This window comes from Serratia sp. 121840015-1 (assembly GCF_053627655.1).
This window is the reverse complement of sequence record NZ_JBSEYF010000004.1, coordinates 61554-75759: the sequence shown is the minus strand read 5'-3', so window position 1 is coordinate 75759 and position 14206 is coordinate 61554. Positions and strand designations below refer to the sequence as shown.

General features: G+C 60.7%; 13 protein-coding genes. 5 read left to right on the top strand and 8 right to left on the bottom strand.

Translation table 11 applies throughout. The features are described from left to right. Positions 1–63: 63 nt before the first annotated feature. Positions 64–594, bottom strand: a complete 531-nt coding sequence (ssb1, locus tag ACUXAC_RS18570) for a single-stranded DNA-binding protein SSB1 (RefSeq protein WP_004936793.1) — start codon at positions 592–594, stop codon at positions 64–66. Positions 595–871: 277 nt separating this feature from the next. Between ssb1 and uvrA the strand changes: the two genes are divergently transcribed. The 3 genes from uvrA (at position 872) to ACUXAC_RS18555 (ending at position 5870) form a co-directional block, all read left to right on the top strand. Beyond that, positions 872–3700 carry an excinuclease ABC subunit UvrA gene (uvrA, locus tag ACUXAC_RS18565; protein WP_454266817.1) on the top strand — a complete coding sequence of 943 codons (2829 nt, stop codon included), beginning with the start codon at positions 872–874 and terminating at the stop codon, positions 3698–3700. A gap of 329 nt (positions 3701–4029) precedes the next feature. Next, on the top strand, positions 4030–4836 hold the full coding sequence (locus tag ACUXAC_RS18560) for a MipA/OmpV family protein (RefSeq protein WP_454266816.1): 807 nt from the start codon (positions 4030–4032) through the stop codon (positions 4834–4836). A 236-nt stretch (positions 4837–5072) separates the two neighbouring features. Further along, positions 5073–5870, top strand: coding sequence for a M48 family metallopeptidase (locus tag ACUXAC_RS18555; protein ID WP_157800497.1), 798 nt, complete (start codon positions 5073–5075; stop codon positions 5868–5870). A gap of 15 nt (positions 5871–5885) precedes the next feature. Here ACUXAC_RS18555 and maa read toward each other — a convergent pair whose 3' ends face one another. The 5 genes from maa to ACUXAC_RS18530 all read right to left on the bottom strand — a co-directional run bounded on the left by maa (position 5886) and on the right by ACUXAC_RS18530 (position 9243). Next, on the bottom strand, positions 5886–6443 hold the full coding sequence (gene maa / locus ACUXAC_RS18550; RefSeq protein ID WP_060425164.1) for a maltose O-acetyltransferase: 558 nt from the start codon (positions 6441–6443) through the stop codon (positions 5886–5888). A 151-nt stretch (positions 6444–6594) separates the two neighbouring features. After that, positions 6595–6948, bottom strand: a complete 354-nt coding sequence (locus ACUXAC_RS18545) for an MmcQ/YjbR family DNA-binding protein (protein WP_038874311.1) — start codon at positions 6946–6948, stop codon at positions 6595–6597. 4 nt (positions 6949–6952) lie between these two features. Continuing rightward, entirely contained in the window at positions 6953–7369 is a 417-nt protein-coding gene (locus ACUXAC_RS18540) for a secondary thiamine-phosphate synthase enzyme YjbQ (protein WP_004936779.1), read from the bottom strand. A 126-nt stretch (positions 7370–7495) separates the two neighbouring features. Next, entirely contained in the window at positions 7496–8689 is a 1194-nt protein-coding gene (locus ACUXAC_RS18535) for an amino acid aminotransferase (RefSeq protein ID WP_100397046.1), read from the bottom strand. Between the two features lie 80 nt (positions 8690–8769). Next, entirely contained in the window at positions 8770–9243 is a 474-nt protein-coding gene (locus ACUXAC_RS18530; RefSeq protein WP_049201491.1) for an Lrp/AsnC family transcriptional regulator, read from the bottom strand. Positions 9244–9458: 215 nt separating this feature from the next. Between ACUXAC_RS18530 and ACUXAC_RS18525 the strand changes: the two genes are divergently transcribed. After that, complete coding sequence (locus ACUXAC_RS18525) at positions 9459–10226, top strand: transporter substrate-binding domain-containing protein (RefSeq protein WP_060425160.1); 768 nt, start codon at positions 9459–9461, stop codon at positions 10224–10226. Between the two features lie 44 nt (positions 10227–10270). Here the strand turns inward: ACUXAC_RS18525 and alr are convergent, their stop codons facing one another. After that, positions 10271–11350: an alanine racemase gene (gene alr / locus ACUXAC_RS18520; RefSeq protein ID WP_060425158.1), complete on the bottom strand. Its 1080-nt coding sequence runs from the start codon at positions 11348–11350 to the stop codon at positions 10271–10273. A gap of 17 nt (positions 11351–11367) precedes the next feature. Further along, the gene (gene dnaB / locus ACUXAC_RS18515; RefSeq protein ID WP_025160134.1) at positions 11368–12792 is read right to left on the bottom strand and encodes a replicative DNA helicase; all 1425 of its coding nucleotides are present in this window, start codon (positions 12790–12792) and stop codon (positions 11368–11370) included. 167 nt (positions 12793–12959) lie between these two features. On the opposite strand from dnaB, the gene ACUXAC_RS18510 reads away from it, so the two are divergent. Beyond that, positions 12960–13943, top strand: a complete 984-nt coding sequence (locus ACUXAC_RS18510; protein ID WP_060425029.1) for a quinone oxidoreductase — start codon at positions 12960–12962, stop codon at positions 13941–13943. Positions 13944–14206 lie beyond the last annotated feature (263 nt).

Sequence of the window (14206 nt, the reverse complement as noted above, 5' to 3'; positions counted from 1 at the left end):
CCGCCCCTGAAATGCAAAAAGCCCCGTGAAGGGGCTTTTCTGTTGGCTGCAAACGGCCGGATATCAGAACGGGATATCGTCGTCGAAATCCATTGGCGGTTCGTTGCTGGTTGCCGGAGCGCTGTTCTGCGCCGGGCGAGACTGCTGCTGGCCGCCGCTGAACTGGTTGCCGCCCTGTGGCTGCTGAGGCTGGCCCCAACCGCCCTGGCCGCCGGCAGATTGACCGGCCGGTGCGCCGCCGCCCTGACGGCCGCCCAGCATCTGCATGGTGCCGCCGACGTTAACCACGATCTCGGTGGTGTAGCGATCCTGGCCGCTCTGATCCTGCCATTTACGGGTCTGCAGGGAGCCTTCGATGTAGACCTGAGAGCCTTTACGCAGGTATTCGCCCGCCACTTCGGCCAGTTTGCCGAACAGCACGACGCGGTGCCACTCGGTCTTCTCTTTCTGTTCGCCGGTCGCCTTGTCACGCCAGCTTTCGGAGGTCGCCAGGGTAATGTTGGCCACTGCGCCGCCGTTCGGCATGTAACGGACTTCTGGATCCTGACCCAGATTCCCGACCAGAATTACTTTGTTTACGCCTCTGCTGGCCATGAGCACTTCTCCCGATGATTGATTTCTACACAGTATAAACGCATCAGTTTACCACGCTGAGTGCGAAACCACACCCGTGTTGATAAGTGCGAATTGCATTCCAGAATTGTCTTTTCGATCGACCTTGTTGCATTCGCATACTGGATATTCATTCAGGTTTTTTTGTGTCATAATTATGCGTTTCGACCAGGCTGTGCCGGTTTTTTGCGAGATCCATCACAAAATCCCCCGCAAAAATCGCGACAGGCGCGGTGTATCATCAAGACGGGAAGTGTAAATGGACAATATCGAAGTTCGTGGTGCTCGAACCCATAATCTGAAAAACATCAACCTGATCATCCCGCGTGACAAACTGATCGTCGTCACCGGCCTGTCCGGTTCCGGCAAGTCATCGCTGGCTTTCGATACGCTGTATGCCGAAGGGCAACGCCGCTACGTCGAATCGCTCTCCGCCTATGCGCGCCAGTTCCTGTCGCTGATGGAAAAACCCGACGTCGACCATATCGAAGGCCTGTCGCCGGCGATCTCCATTGAGCAGAAATCCACCTCGCACAACCCGCGATCCACGGTCGGCACCATCACCGAGATCCACGACTACCTGCGCCTGCTGTTCGCCCGCGTCGGCGAGCCGCGCTGCCCGGATCACCATGTGCCGCTGGCGGCGCAAACCGTCAGCCAGATGGTCGATAACGTGCTGAGCCAGCCGGAAGGCAAACGCCTGATGCTGCTGGCGCCGGTGGTGAAAGACCGCAAGGGCGAGCACACCAAAACGCTGGAAAACCTGGCCGCCCAGGGCTACATCCGCGCGCGCATCGACGGCGAAGTGTGCGATCTGTCCGATCCGCCGAAGCTGGAGCTGCAGAAGAAACACACCATCGAAGTGGTGGTCGATCGCTTCAAGGTGCGCGACGACATGGCGCAGCGCCTGGCCGAATCGTTCGAAACCGCGCTGGAATTGTCCGGTGGCACCGCAGTGGTGGCGGACATGGACGACGAGAAAGCGGACGAGCTGCTGTTTTCCGCCAACTTCGCCTGCCCGATCTGCGGCTACAGCATGCGCGAGCTGGAACCGCGCTTGTTTTCCTTCAACAACCCGGCCGGCGCCTGCCCGACCTGCGACGGCCTGGGCGTGCAGCAGTTCTTCGATCCGGATCGCGTGGTGCAAAACCCCGAGCTGTCGCTGGCCGGCGGCGCGATCCGCGGCTGGGATCGCCGCAACTTCTATTACTTCCAGATGCTGCGCTCGCTGGCGGAGCATTATGAGTTCGACGTCGAGGCGCCGTTCAACACCCTGAGCGCCAACGTGCAGAAGGCGGTGCTGAGCGGCTCCGGCAAAGAGTCGATCGAATTCAAATACATCAACGATCGCGGTGACACCACCGTGCGCCGCCATCCGTTCGAAGGCGTGCTGCACAACATGGAGCGCCGATACAAAGAGACCGAATCCAGCGCGGTGCGCGAAGAGCTGGCGAAGTTCATCAGCAACCGCCCTTGCGCCTCGTGCCACGGCACCCGCCTGCGCGAAGAAGCGCGCAACGTGTTCGTCGAAGACACCACGCTGCCGGAGATCTCCGATTTGAGCATCGGCCATGCGATGACCTTCTTCCAGAACATGAAGCTCAGCGGCCAACGCGCCAAAATCGCCGAAAAAGTGCTGAAAGAGATCGGCGATCGCCTGAAATTCCTGGTGAACGTCGGCCTGAACTACCTGTCACTGTCCCGCTCGGCGGAGACGCTCTCCGGCGGCGAAGCGCAGCGTATCCGTTTGGCCAGCCAGATCGGCGCCGGCCTGGTGGGCGTGATGTACGTGCTGGATGAGCCGTCGATCGGCCTGCACCAACGCGACAACGAGCGCCTGCTGGAAACGCTGATCCACCTGCGCAACCTCGGCAACACGGTGATCGTGGTGGAGCATGACGAAGACGCCATCCGCGCCGCCGACCACGTGATCGACATCGGCCCCGGCGCCGGCGTGCACGGCGGCCAGGTGGTGGCGGAAGGCACCGTCGACGACATCATGGCGCAGCCGGACTCGCTGACCGGCCAGTTCCTCAGCGGCAAGCGCGAGATCGCCATTCCGGCGCTGCGCGTGCAGGCCGATCCGACCAAGGTGCTGAAGCTGAGCGGCGCGCGCGGCAACAACCTGAAGGACGTGACGCTGACGCTGCCGGTCGGGCTGTTTACCTGCATCACCGGCGTTTCCGGCTCCGGCAAATCGACGCTGATCAACGATACGCTGTTCCCGATCGCTCAGCGCCAGCTCAACGGCGCCACCATCGCCGAACCGGCGCCGTTCCGCGAAGTGACCGGCCTGGAACATTTCGACAAGGTGATCGACATCGATCAAAGCCCGATCGGCCGCACGCCGCGCTCCAACCCGGCCACCTACACCGGCATTTTTACCCCGGTGCGCGAGCTGTTCGCCGGCGTGCCGGAATCGCGCAGCCGCGGTTATACGCCGGGCCGTTTCAGCTTCAACGTCAAGGGCGGGCGCTGTGAAGCCTGCCAGGGCGACGGGGTGATCAAGGTCGAGATGCACTTCCTGCCGGACATCTACGTGCCGTGCGACCAGTGCAAGGGCAAGCGCTATAACCGCGAAACGCTGGAAGTGAAGTACAAGGGCAAGAGCATCCACGAAGTGCTGGAGATGACCATCGAAGAAGCGCGTGACTTCTTCGACGCGGTGCCGGCGCTGGCGCGCAAGCTGCAGACCCTGATGGATGTCGGCCTGTCGTACATCCGTCTCGGCCAGTCGGCCACCACGCTCTCCGGCGGTGAGGCGCAGCGCGTCAAGCTGGCGCGCGAGCTGTCGAAACGCGGCACCGGCCAGACGCTGTATATCCTCGACGAACCGACCACCGGTCTGCACTTCGCCGATATCCAGCAGCTGTTGGCGGTGCTGCATCAGTTGCGCGATCAGGGCAACACCATCGTGGTCATCGAGCATAACCTGGACGTGATCAAGACCGCCGACTGGATCGTCGATCTGGGGCCGGAAGGCGGCAGCGGCGGCGGCGAAATCCTGGTCGCCGGCACGCCGGAAACCGTGGCCGAGTGTGAAAAATCGCACACCGCACGCTTCCTGAAACCGCTGCTGGAAAAATAACGGCGGGTTATCCCTCTCAACGAGGCGGAATAGGCCGCCTCGTTGAGCAATCAACATATCCCTTTCTGAAAAACATTAAATCATCTTCTCTGCATCATGCCTTTAAAAACAGGCGCTTTGAGCCCTGCCAATAATAAACTCGCCCAATCATGCCACTCGTTTGGCTGTTGTTTATTCCCCATGCGTTTCACTGTTGCGGTGAAATAACGCCAATGACGCGCCGTCGTCTGTCAATTAATCAATATAAACCTGGCGTTTATAAATAAGCTGCAATTAATCGCCGGCCTGCGAGCCGTATATTCAATGGGATAATATAAAAGGTGTTTAACGTGGATACTAAACTGGGAACCTCTGTCGCCGCGCTGTTATTTCTGTTTCCTTTCGCCGCTCAGGCGCAGGACGGCGAGGTCTCTTTAACGCTCGCCGGCGGCCTTGCCGTCGCCCCCGCCTATGAAGGCTCTTCTTTTTACAGCATTGAACCCTTGTATCAGGTGAATGCCGGCTATCAAAACGCCAGCTGGGGGGAGTTCAGCGCAGGCAGCGAGGGGGCACGCTGGCAATTCCCGCTCGCCGGCCCCGTCGGCATCGCGTTATTGCTCAACTATGACGCCGGCCGTGACGAGGAAATCAGAACCTTACGCGGGCGCAACACCCGACTCAAGGGCATGGGCAAGCTGGGTGGCGCACTGGAGGCCGGCGCCGAACTGAGCTACCAACTCGATCCCTTCCGCGCCTACGTAAAAGGCATGCAGGCAACGCGCAAGCGCAGCTACGGCGGGGAAGAACTGGGCCACACGGCCTATGTGGAAACCGGGCTCACCGGGCAATATCCACTCAGCGAACAGCTGACGTTGATCGGCAACCTCTCCACCACCTGGGCCAACAGCGGCTATCAGCGCGGCTATTTCGGCGTGACGTCGCAGCAGGCACAGCGCAGCGCTTTCAGCGCTTATCGGCCGGGCAGCGGCTTCAAGGACGCGACCCTCACCGCCGCGCTCAATTACCAATGGCGACCGAACGTGGCCTTCCAGGCCGGGGTCGGCGTGACCCGTCTGCTGGGCGACGCGGCCGACAGCCCTATCGTCGAAAAAACCACGTCGGGTATGGCCTTCACCAGCGCCAGCTACAGCTTCTGACGTTTTACCCAATGAGAGTGAGCGCGTACACCCGTCAGATAACGCCATAACGCGACGGCGAAAAAATAAACTATAGTTTAACGAATTGTGAGGTAAACAGGCGGATAATTAAACCATGCCATATTTACCTGACAATATCTGGCGTTGCTCTCCCTTATTAAGGATATTTTATGTGCCAACATCATTCGACAGAATGTCGTAACTTCACGGCATTTCGCCACCGCTGGGAAATGCCCATGATCTGGCTATCGGCGATAATAACGCTTCTCGGTTTTTTATTTGGCATCGCCGCTATCGTCGCGTCCTCGGACGAGACGATTCTGGGGTTAGGCACGGAAGCCAAAGAAACATTGGATACGCTCAGCCTGTTCGCCTTATTACCACTGATCCCTATCGCTTTCTATATTTATCGTTTCTATCTCGCCGCCCAGGCGAAATCCAACGCCTTGCGCGTCGGGCCGGCACAATTTCCCGAGCTGTTCGCGCTGTATCAGGATATTGGCCGCCGCCTGGAGCTCAAGACGCTGCCGAAGCTCTACCTGACCAACGGCAACGGCGTGGTCAACGCCTTTGCGCTGGAATGCAACCGCCGTCAGCGCTATGTGGTGATCCACGCTGAAATCGCCATGCTGATGCCCACCGCGCCGGAGATCGTGGAGTTCGTGCTGGCGCACGAGCTGGCCCACCACAAGCTGCGCCACGTGTCGCTGTGGCGCCTGGCGATCGGCGTCGTACCGCAATCGCTGGTGCTGCCCGGCCTGGCGACCACCCGCGCACAGGAGTATTCCGCAGACCGCGTGGCGCTCGCCGTCTGCCCGAATTACGCCGACACGGTGCGGCTGCTGGCCGTCGGCCCCTGGATGCAGCACGGCGTGAACACGCAGGCCTGGCTGGAACAGTGCGAAGAAGAGAACAAGGAGCTGTTTGTCCGCATCAGCAACCTGCTGTCGGATCATGCGGTGATGGTCAAACGCTTCAAGGCGCTCAAAGACATTGAGATGCACGGCTTCGAGCGCCACGGCAGCATGTTTTAATCCGCCCCGTCGGGCCTACAGCGTTTTCAGCACCCGCGCGGGGTTGCCGCCCACCACGCAGTTGGCCGGCACGTCTTTGGTCACCACCGCGCCGGAGGCCACGACCGCATTGTCGCCGATGGTCACGCCCGGATTGATCACCGCGCGTCCGCCGATCCATACGTTGTCGCCAATCTTGACCGGCTTACCGAGCTCCGCACCACCGACGCGGGTCTCAGCGTCCAGCGGATGGGTCGCGGTGTAAATATGCACGCCCGGTGCCAGCAGGCAGTTGTCGCCGATATGCACCTCGCACACGTCGAGGATCACGCAGTCGAAATTGGCGTAGAAGTTCTTGCCGAGATAAATGTTATAGCCATAGTCGCAGCGGAAGGTCGGCTCGATGGTGCCGCCCTGATAGCCGCCCAGCAGCTCACCCAGCCACTGTTTGCGCAGCTCGCCCTCTTCCGGCGAGGAGTGGTTATAGCGATGCGTCAGCTGGCGCGCGCGCCGACGCTCGCTGCGCAGCAGGTCATCGCCGGCGTCGTACAGCTCCCCGGCGATCATCTTGCGCTTTTCTTCGCTGATGGCCATGTCGGCCTCCTTATGTTATCCGCGTTTCTTGAATGCCCAAGCGTAGCCGCTTTTGCCTGATGACAAAAAGGGAACGTTCCCAATTTAAAATCATGATCACGCTTTGACACGAAAAAACAGGAGAAAAACAGGCGGCGCCGCCGCCCGGCAATCAGGCGCGCAGTTCCTGGCGCACGTGTTCGGGCAGGCCTTCCACCACCAGCTGATAGGAGCTGTCGATCAGCGTGTAAAACTGCGAGTTCGGCAGGTTGCCGTCGAGAAACACCGTGTTCCAGTGCGCCTTGTTCAGGCCGGCGCAGGCGACGATCTCAGGATGGTGTTCACGCAGGCTTTCCGCCAGCTCCGGGCTGGACTTGACCGCCAGCGCCGGCCGCCCTTCGACCTCGCACACCATGGCGAACATCACGTCGCCTACCTTGATCTGACTGGCCTGCCACTGGTTTTGGTCGCTTTGCTCCGCGCCCGGCTTCGCCATGCAGTACTCCAGCAATGCGCTGTTATTCATTGGGTTACTCCCCCTGTAATGTGGCCACAATACGGCGTGCTCCGCCGTGGATGCGGTGCTCCCCCAGCCAGATGCCCTGCCATGTGCCCAACATCAGCCGCCCGTGCCTGACGGGCAGCGTCAAGGACGCGCCCAGCAGCGAGGATTTGATGTGCGCCGGCATGTCGTCCGGCCCTTCGTAGTCATGCTGATAGGGTGCGTTTTCCGGCACCTGACGCAGGAAATGCTGCTCCATATCGGCTCGTACCGTGGGATCGCAGTTCTCGTTGAGCGTCAGCGAGGCCGAGGTATGCTGCAGCAACAGATGCAGCAGGCCGGTTTGCAGGCGGTGTAAGTGGGTTAACTGGTTGACGATCTCGTCGGTAACCAGATGAAAGCCACGCGCTTTTGCGCTGAGGATTAGCGTTTGCTGATGCCACATGAGTGAGCGCCCCTCAATCAGTATATTCTCTCTCCGGTTTGCGGCAACTTCGGCGGCGCGCCGGCAATAAAAAAGGAGCGATATCGCTATCGCTCCCCGATGAACGTCCGTTCAGGCTAACAGACGTTACTGCACCGCGGCAAACGCCTCGGCCACCTGACGCACGTTGTTGTGGTTCAGGCCGGCCACGCACATGCGGCCGCTGTGGATCAGGTAGACGCCGAACTCTTCACGCAGGCGATCGACCTGCGCCGCGCTGAAGCCGGTATAGCTGAACATGCCGCGCTGCGCCAGCAGGTAATCGAAGTTGCGCTGCGGCAGCGCGCTCTTCAGGGTGTCCACCAGCGCGTGACGCATCTCGAGAATGCGGGTGCGCATGCTCTCCACTTCGTCCAGCCATTGGGTTTTTAACTGGGTGTCGTTCAGCACCTTGGCCACCAGCTGCGCGCCGAAATTCGGCGGGCTCGAGTAGTTGCGGCGCACGGTGGCCTTCAGCTGGCCCAGCACGCGCCCGGCCGCCTCTTCGCTTTCGCACACCACCGACAGGCCGCCGACGCGCTCGCCGTACAGCGAGAAGATCTTCGAGAACGAGTTGCTCACCAGGCACGGCAGGCCGGCCGCCGCGATGGCGCGAATGGCGTAGGCGTCCTGCTCCATGCCGCCGCCGAAGCCCTGGTAGGCGATGTCGAGGAACGGAATGATTTCACGCTCGGCGATCACCTTGACCACCTCATCCCACTGGGCAGGGGTCAGGTCGGAACCGGTCGGGTTGTGGCAGCACGGGTGCAGCAGCGCGATGCTGTGCTTCGGCAGCTGTTTCAGCGCGGCGAGCATGGCGTCGAACTTCACGCCCAGGCTTTCGCTGTCGAAATACGGGTAGGTATTCACCTTGAAACCGGCGCCGCTGAAGATGGCGACGTGGTTTTCCCAGGTCGGATCGCTGACCCACACCTGCGAATCCGGGAAGTAGCTTTTCAGGAAATCGGCGCCCACTTTCAACGCGCCGGAACCGCCGACGGTCTGAATGGTGGCGATGCGCCCCTGCTGCAGCATCGGGTGCTGCGCGCCGAACAGCAGATGCTGGATGGCGGAACGGTAGGGTTGCAGCCCTTCCATCGGCAGGTATACCGAGGCGCCGTGCTCGACGCTGTTCAACTGCGCCTCCGCCGCGGCGACCGCCCGCATCTGCGGAATGATGCCCTGCGCATCGTAGTACAGGCCGATACTCAGGTTTACCTTGTGCGCGCGCGGGTCTTGTTTGAATTTTTCCATCAGCGACAGAATGGGATCGCCGGCATAGGCGTCAACGTTCTGGAACACGGGGTTTTTCTCCTGGTTTATTTATTGTGGTTTGGGCACAGCGTTACGTTCCTAATATAGACGGAAAACCGCATTCGGTTTTAGCTTTCTCGCGCCACCGGCAATAAACCGTTTTCCTTGATGCGATTGAGCACCACCGCCGTTTTGATATGCGCCACGCTTTTGTGCGGCGACAGCGTCTGGCTGATGAACTCGCTCAGCGCGGGCAGGTCCGCCACCGCCACTTTCAGCAGGTAATCGGCGTCACCGGTGGTCTTGTAAGCGTCGAGGATCGCATCCACCTCTTCCAGCATCTGATGAAAGCTGTCGATCTGCTCCTGGGCGTGCGTGATCAGGCTGACTTCGATCAGCCCCACCAACCCCAGGCCGACCGCCTCCGGCGCCAGCCGCGCGTGGTAGCCGCGGATCAGCTGCGCCTGCTCCAGGCTGATGCGCCGCCGCGAACACTGGGAGGCGGAGAGCCCCACCAGCTCACTCAGCTCCTGATTGGTCAGACGGCCGTTGGCCTGTAACAGCGTCAGGATTTTCATATCAAAATCGTCAATGTTGTACATAGCCACCTGTAAACTGTGTTAATAAATGTTGACGTTACAGCCTACCAGTTTTTTTACCGTTGCCGACGTCACACCCTGGCGCTTAAATCGCGTACAGCAGCAACGCCCGGCGTTTTCGCCGGTAAGCGGCATAAAAAACGGCTAACTCATGCAGGCAAACGACAATTAACGGCGAAGTAACGCATAAAACCACGAATGTATAAAAAGGACGCCAGATGAAAAAGTTACTCCCTCTCGCGCTGCTGCTCGCCGCCGGCAGCGCCGGCGCGCAATCCCACCTGGATAAGGTGCTGCAGCAAAAGACCCTGGAGGTCTGCACCACCGGCGACTACAAGCCCTATACCTTCCTCAAGGAAGACGGCAGCTATGAAGGCATCGATATCGACATGGCGGAATCGCTGGCCAAGAGCCTGGGCGCGAAAGTGAAGTGGGTGAAGACCAGCTGGAAAACCTTGACGCCGGACTTCACCTCCGGCAAGTGCGACATTGCGATGGGCGGTATCTCCGTCACACTGGAGCGGCAAAAGCAGGTGTTCTTCGCCGACAAGCTGGATACCGACGGCAAAATCCCGCTGGTGCGCTGCACCGACGTGAAGAAATACCGCACTCTCGAGCAGATCAACAAACCGTCGGTGCGTCTGTTGGAACCGGCGGGCGGCACCAATGAAGCCTTCGTGCACGCCTATCTGCCAAAGGCCAAACTGACGCTCACGCACGACAACATGAGCATTTTCCAACAGCTGGTGGACCGCAAGGCAGACGTGATGATCACCGACGCCTCCGAGGCGCTGTACCAGCAGAAGCGCTATCCGAAGCTGTGCGCGGTGAATCCGACCAAACCGATGCAGTACGGCGAGAAGGCTTACATGCTGCCGCGCGACGATCTGAGCTGGAAACTGTATGTGGATCAGTGGCTGCACCTGGCCAAGGCGACCGGCGAATATCAGAAGATTATCGATAAGTGGTTGGCGGTAAAGAAGTAACCCGCTGAGAAACGGGGCCGACGCGCGTCGGCCCCTGCGGCGTTTCAGTCGCCGATGTATTCCATCGCCACGCGCTGTGTGAGCTTGGTGATCAGCTCGTAAGCGCTGATGCCGGTGCAGACGGCGATGCGCTCGACCGGCAGCGCCGGCCCCCACAGCACCGCTTCATCCCCCACCTTATCGGCGGCGGCCGGCCCGAGATCGACCGAAATCATGTCCATCGACACCCGGCCGACGATCGGCACTTCGCGGCCGTTGATCAGGATCGGCGTACCGGTCGGCGCGCTGCGCGGGTAGCCGTCGCCGTACCCCATCGCCACCACGCCCAGCCGGGTATCGCGCGGGCTGACCCAGGTGCCGCCGTAGCCGACCGCTTCGCCGGCCTTGTGCTCGCGCACCGCGATCAGGCTGGACTTCAGCGTCATCGCCGGCTGCAGCCCATGCTCGGCGCCGCTGCCGTTATCCAGCGGCGACACGCCGTACAAAATAATGCCGGGGCGTACCCACTCGTTGTGGGCGTCCGGCCACAGCAGCGTGCCGCCGGACGCGGCGACCGAGCGCTGGCCCGGTTTGCCGCGCGCGAACTGCTCGAAGCAGGCGATCTGTTTCAACGTGGTGTCGGATTCCGGCTCGTCGGCGCGGCTGAAGTGACTCATGATATTGACCGGCTGCGCCACGTTGCGGCAGGCGCACAGGCGCTGATAAAACGCCTCCGCGTGTTCGGGGCGCACCCCCAGCCGATGCATGCCGGTATCGAGCTTCATCCACACCGGCACCGGACGCGCCAGCTCGGCCTGCTCCAGCGCTTCGAGCTGTTCGATGCTGTGCACCGCGGTTTCGATGTTGTTCGCCACCAGCACCGGCAGATCTTCGGCACTGAAGAAGCCTTCCAGCAGCAGGATCGGTTTGACGATGCCGCCGGAGCGCAGCATCAGCGCTTCGCCGATGCGCGCCACGCCGTAGCAGTCGGCGTCTTGCAGGGTGTGTGCTGTTTCCAGCAGGCCATGTCCATAAGCGTTTGCTTTCACAACGGCAATCAGGCGGCTTTGCGGCGCCTGGCGGCGCACCTGTTGCAGATTATGTCGCAGAGCGCGGCGGTCGATTACAGCGGTTGCCGCTTTCATTTCAGTTCCTTAGCTGATTATTCGTCATCGTATTGTGGCCCCGCGTAGTTGTCGAAACGCGACCACTGGCCGTTAAAGGTAAGGCGCACGGTGCCGATCGGGCCGTTACGCTGCTTACCGATAATAATTTCCGCGATCCCTTTCAGATCGCTGTTCTCGTGATACACCTCATCACGATAGATGAACATAATCAGGTCAGCATCCTGCTCGATAGAGCCGGATTCACGCAGGTCGGAGTTGACCGGGCGCTTATCGGCGCGCTGCTCCAGGCTTCGGTTCAGCTGCGACAGCGCCACCACCGGCACCTGCAGCTCTTTCGCCAGCGCCTTCAGCGAGCGCGAAATCTCGGCGATCTCCAGCGTACGGTTGTCGGACAGGGCCGGCACGCGCATCAGCTGCAGGTAGTCGATCATGATGAGGCTGAGCCCGTCGTGCTCGCGGAAAATGCGCCGCGCGCGCGAGCGCACTTCGGTCGGCGTCAGGCCGGAGGAGTCGTCGATGTACATGTTGCGCTTCTCCAGCAGAATACCCATGGTGCTGGAAATGCGCGCCCAGTCCTCATCGTCGAGCTGGCCGGTACGGATGCGCGTCTGATCCACGCGCGACAGCGACGCCAGCATACGCATCATGATCTGTTCGCCGGGCATCTCCAGGCTGAAGATCAGCACCGGTTTTTCCTGGGTCATCGCGGCGTTTTCGCACAGGTTCATGGCGAAGGTGGTTTTCCCCATCGATGGACGGGCGGCGACGATGATCAGATCAGACTTTTGCATGCCCGCGGTTTTCTTGTTGAGGTCCTGATAGCCGGTATCGACCCCGGTCACGCCGTCGTGCGGCTGCTGATACAGCTGCTCGATACGCGATACGGTGTCTTCCAGGATGCGCTCGATGCCCTTCGGGCCTTCGTCTTTGCTGGCGCGGTTCTCGGCGATTTGGAATACGCGAGATTCCGCCAGATCGAGCAGGTCTTCGCTGCTGCGCCCCTGCGGATCGTAGCCGGCGTCGGCGATCTCGTTAGCCACCGAGATCATCTCGCGCACCACCGCGCGCTCGCGCACGATGTCGGCGTAGGCGCCGATGTTGGCGGCGCTCGGGGTGTTTTTCGACAGCTCGGCCAGGTAGGCGAAGCCGCCGACCGAGTCCAGCTCGCCTTTCTGCTCCAGCGATTCGGACAGGGTGATGAGGTCGATAGGCTTGCTCATCTCCAGCAGACGCTGCATCTCGGTAAAGATCAGGCGATGCGGGCGGCTGAAGAAGTCGTTGGCGACCACGCGCTCCGCCACGTTGTCCCAGCGCTCGTTATCCAGCATCAAACCGCCCAACACCGACTGCTCGGCCTCCAGCGAGTGCGGCGGCATCTTCAGCCCTTCCATCTGACGATCTCTGGAACGCTCTCTGGTTTCGTCCGCGTTTGTTTTGTTGGTTGGTTTTTTTCCTGCCATGAAACGTAGTCTTTATCCGGTTGCGAATGAAGGATCTTGACGCGAGAGTATACGTGATTTTTGCGTCATAACCGATGCAAAAAAGGTATTGAATCCCGCACGGGTGAACTGGATCTCCGATACTAAAAAGAATAGGGTGAAATCAGACACTCAAACGAGGTAACGATATGGCCAAGCGCATTCAGTTTTCCGCCACCGGCGGGCCGGAAGTCTTGCAATACGTTGATTTTACACCGCTCGATCCCGCCGCCGGCGAAGTGCAGATCGAGAACAAGGCGATCGGCATCAACTACATCGACACCTATGTGCGCAGCGGGCTGTACGCCCCGGCGAGCCTGCCGAGCGGCCTCGGCACCGAGGCGGCCGGCGTGGTGGTCAAGGTTGGCGCCGGCGTTAGCGCGATCAAACCGGGCGACCGGGTGGTGTATGCGCAGTCATCGCTCGGCGCCTACAGCGAAGTCCACAACGTGCCGGAAGAAAAAGTGGCGCTGCTGCCGCACAACCTCAGCTTTGAGCAGGGCGCCGCTTCTTTCCTCAAAGGGTTGACGGTGCACTACCTGCTGCGCCAGACCCACGACGTGCAGCCGGGTGAAGTGTTCCTGTTCCATGCCGCCGCCGGCGGGGTTGGGCTGATCGCCTGCCAATGGGCCAAAGCGCTGGGCGCGCGCCTGATCGGCAGCGTCGGCTCCGACGAAAAGGCCGCGCTGGCGAAACAGGCCGGCGCCTGGGCCACCATCAACTACCACAAAGAGGATATCGCCCAGCGGGTGGCCGAGCTGACGCACGGCGAGAAGGTCGGCGTGGTGTACGATTCGGTGGGGCAAAGCACCTGGCAGGCCTCGCTCAACAGCCTGAAACGGCGCGGCCTGATGGTCAGCTTCGGCAACGCCTCCGGCCCGGTGACCGGCGTCGATCTGGCACTGCTGAATCAGAAGGGCTCACTGTACGTCACCCGCCCTTCCCTTAACGGCTACATCACCAACCGCGCCGAGCTGCAGTACGCCAGCAACGAGCTGTTCTCGCTGATCGGCAGCGGCGCCATTCGGGTGGAGGTGAAAGACGAGCAGAAATTTGCGCTGGCCGACGCCCAGCGGGCGCACCAAGTGCTGGAAAGCCGCGGCACCAGCGGCTCCAGCCTGCTGATCCCCTAATTGCCGCAAAAGAAAAGGGCTCCTTACGGAGCCCTTTCTGTTACTGCGTTTTGTAGGGGTAGAGCAGAGTCCGCCAGAGACAGGGGGTTGCTTCAGCAACACGAATTTTGGTTGTCTCTCACGGTGATGAAATCGGTCGCATCACTGCATCGACAAACATCCTAACAGCCCCGTCCGGCAAAAAACACGCTTTATGTGCCACATCGCGCGGCAAAACTGCCAAGCTGTGATCGCTGCCGCATTAGCGGGGCGGCAAGTTGTGC

Bases quoted from the DNA above. Each gene is read 5' to 3' on its own strand.
- ACUXAC_RS18525 (WP_060425160.1), top strand. From the start codon at position 9,459: ATGAAAAAGTTACTCCCTCTCGCGCTGCTGCTCGCCGCCGGCAGCGCC.
- ACUXAC_RS18555 (WP_157800497.1), top strand. From the start codon at position 5,073: ATGATCTGGCTATCGGCGATAATAACGCTTCTCGGTTTTTTATTTGGC.
- ACUXAC_RS18545 (WP_038874311.1), bottom strand. From the start codon at position 6,948: ATGAATAACAGCGCATTGCTGGAGTACTGCATGGCGAAGCCGGGCGCG.
- ACUXAC_RS18530 (WP_049201491.1), bottom strand. From the start codon at position 9,243: ATGTACAACATTGACGATTTTGATATGAAAATCCTGACGCTGTTACAG.
- maa (WP_060425164.1), bottom strand. From the start codon at position 6,443: ATGGCCATCAGCGAAGAAAAGCGCAAGATGATCGCCGGGGAGCTGTAC.
- alr (WP_060425158.1), bottom strand. From the start codon at position 11,350: ATGAAAGCGGCAACCGCTGTAATCGACCGCCGCGCTCTGCGACATAAT.
- dnaB (WP_025160134.1), bottom strand. From the start codon at position 12,792: ATGGCAGGAAAAAAACCAACCAACAAAACAAACGCGGACGAAACCAGA.
- ACUXAC_RS18510 (WP_060425029.1), top strand. From the start codon at position 12,960: ATGGCCAAGCGCATTCAGTTTTCCGCCACCGGCGGGCCGGAAGTCTTG.
- ssb1 (WP_004936793.1), bottom strand. From the start codon at position 594: ATGGCCAGCAGAGGCGTAAACAAAGTAATTCTGGTCGGGAATCTGGGT.
- uvrA (WP_454266817.1), top strand. From the start codon at position 872: ATGGACAATATCGAAGTTCGTGGTGCTCGAACCCATAATCTGAAAAAC.
- ACUXAC_RS18540 (WP_004936779.1), bottom strand. From the start codon at position 7,369: ATGTGGCATCAGCAAACGCTAATCCTCAGCGCAAAAGCGCGTGGCTTT.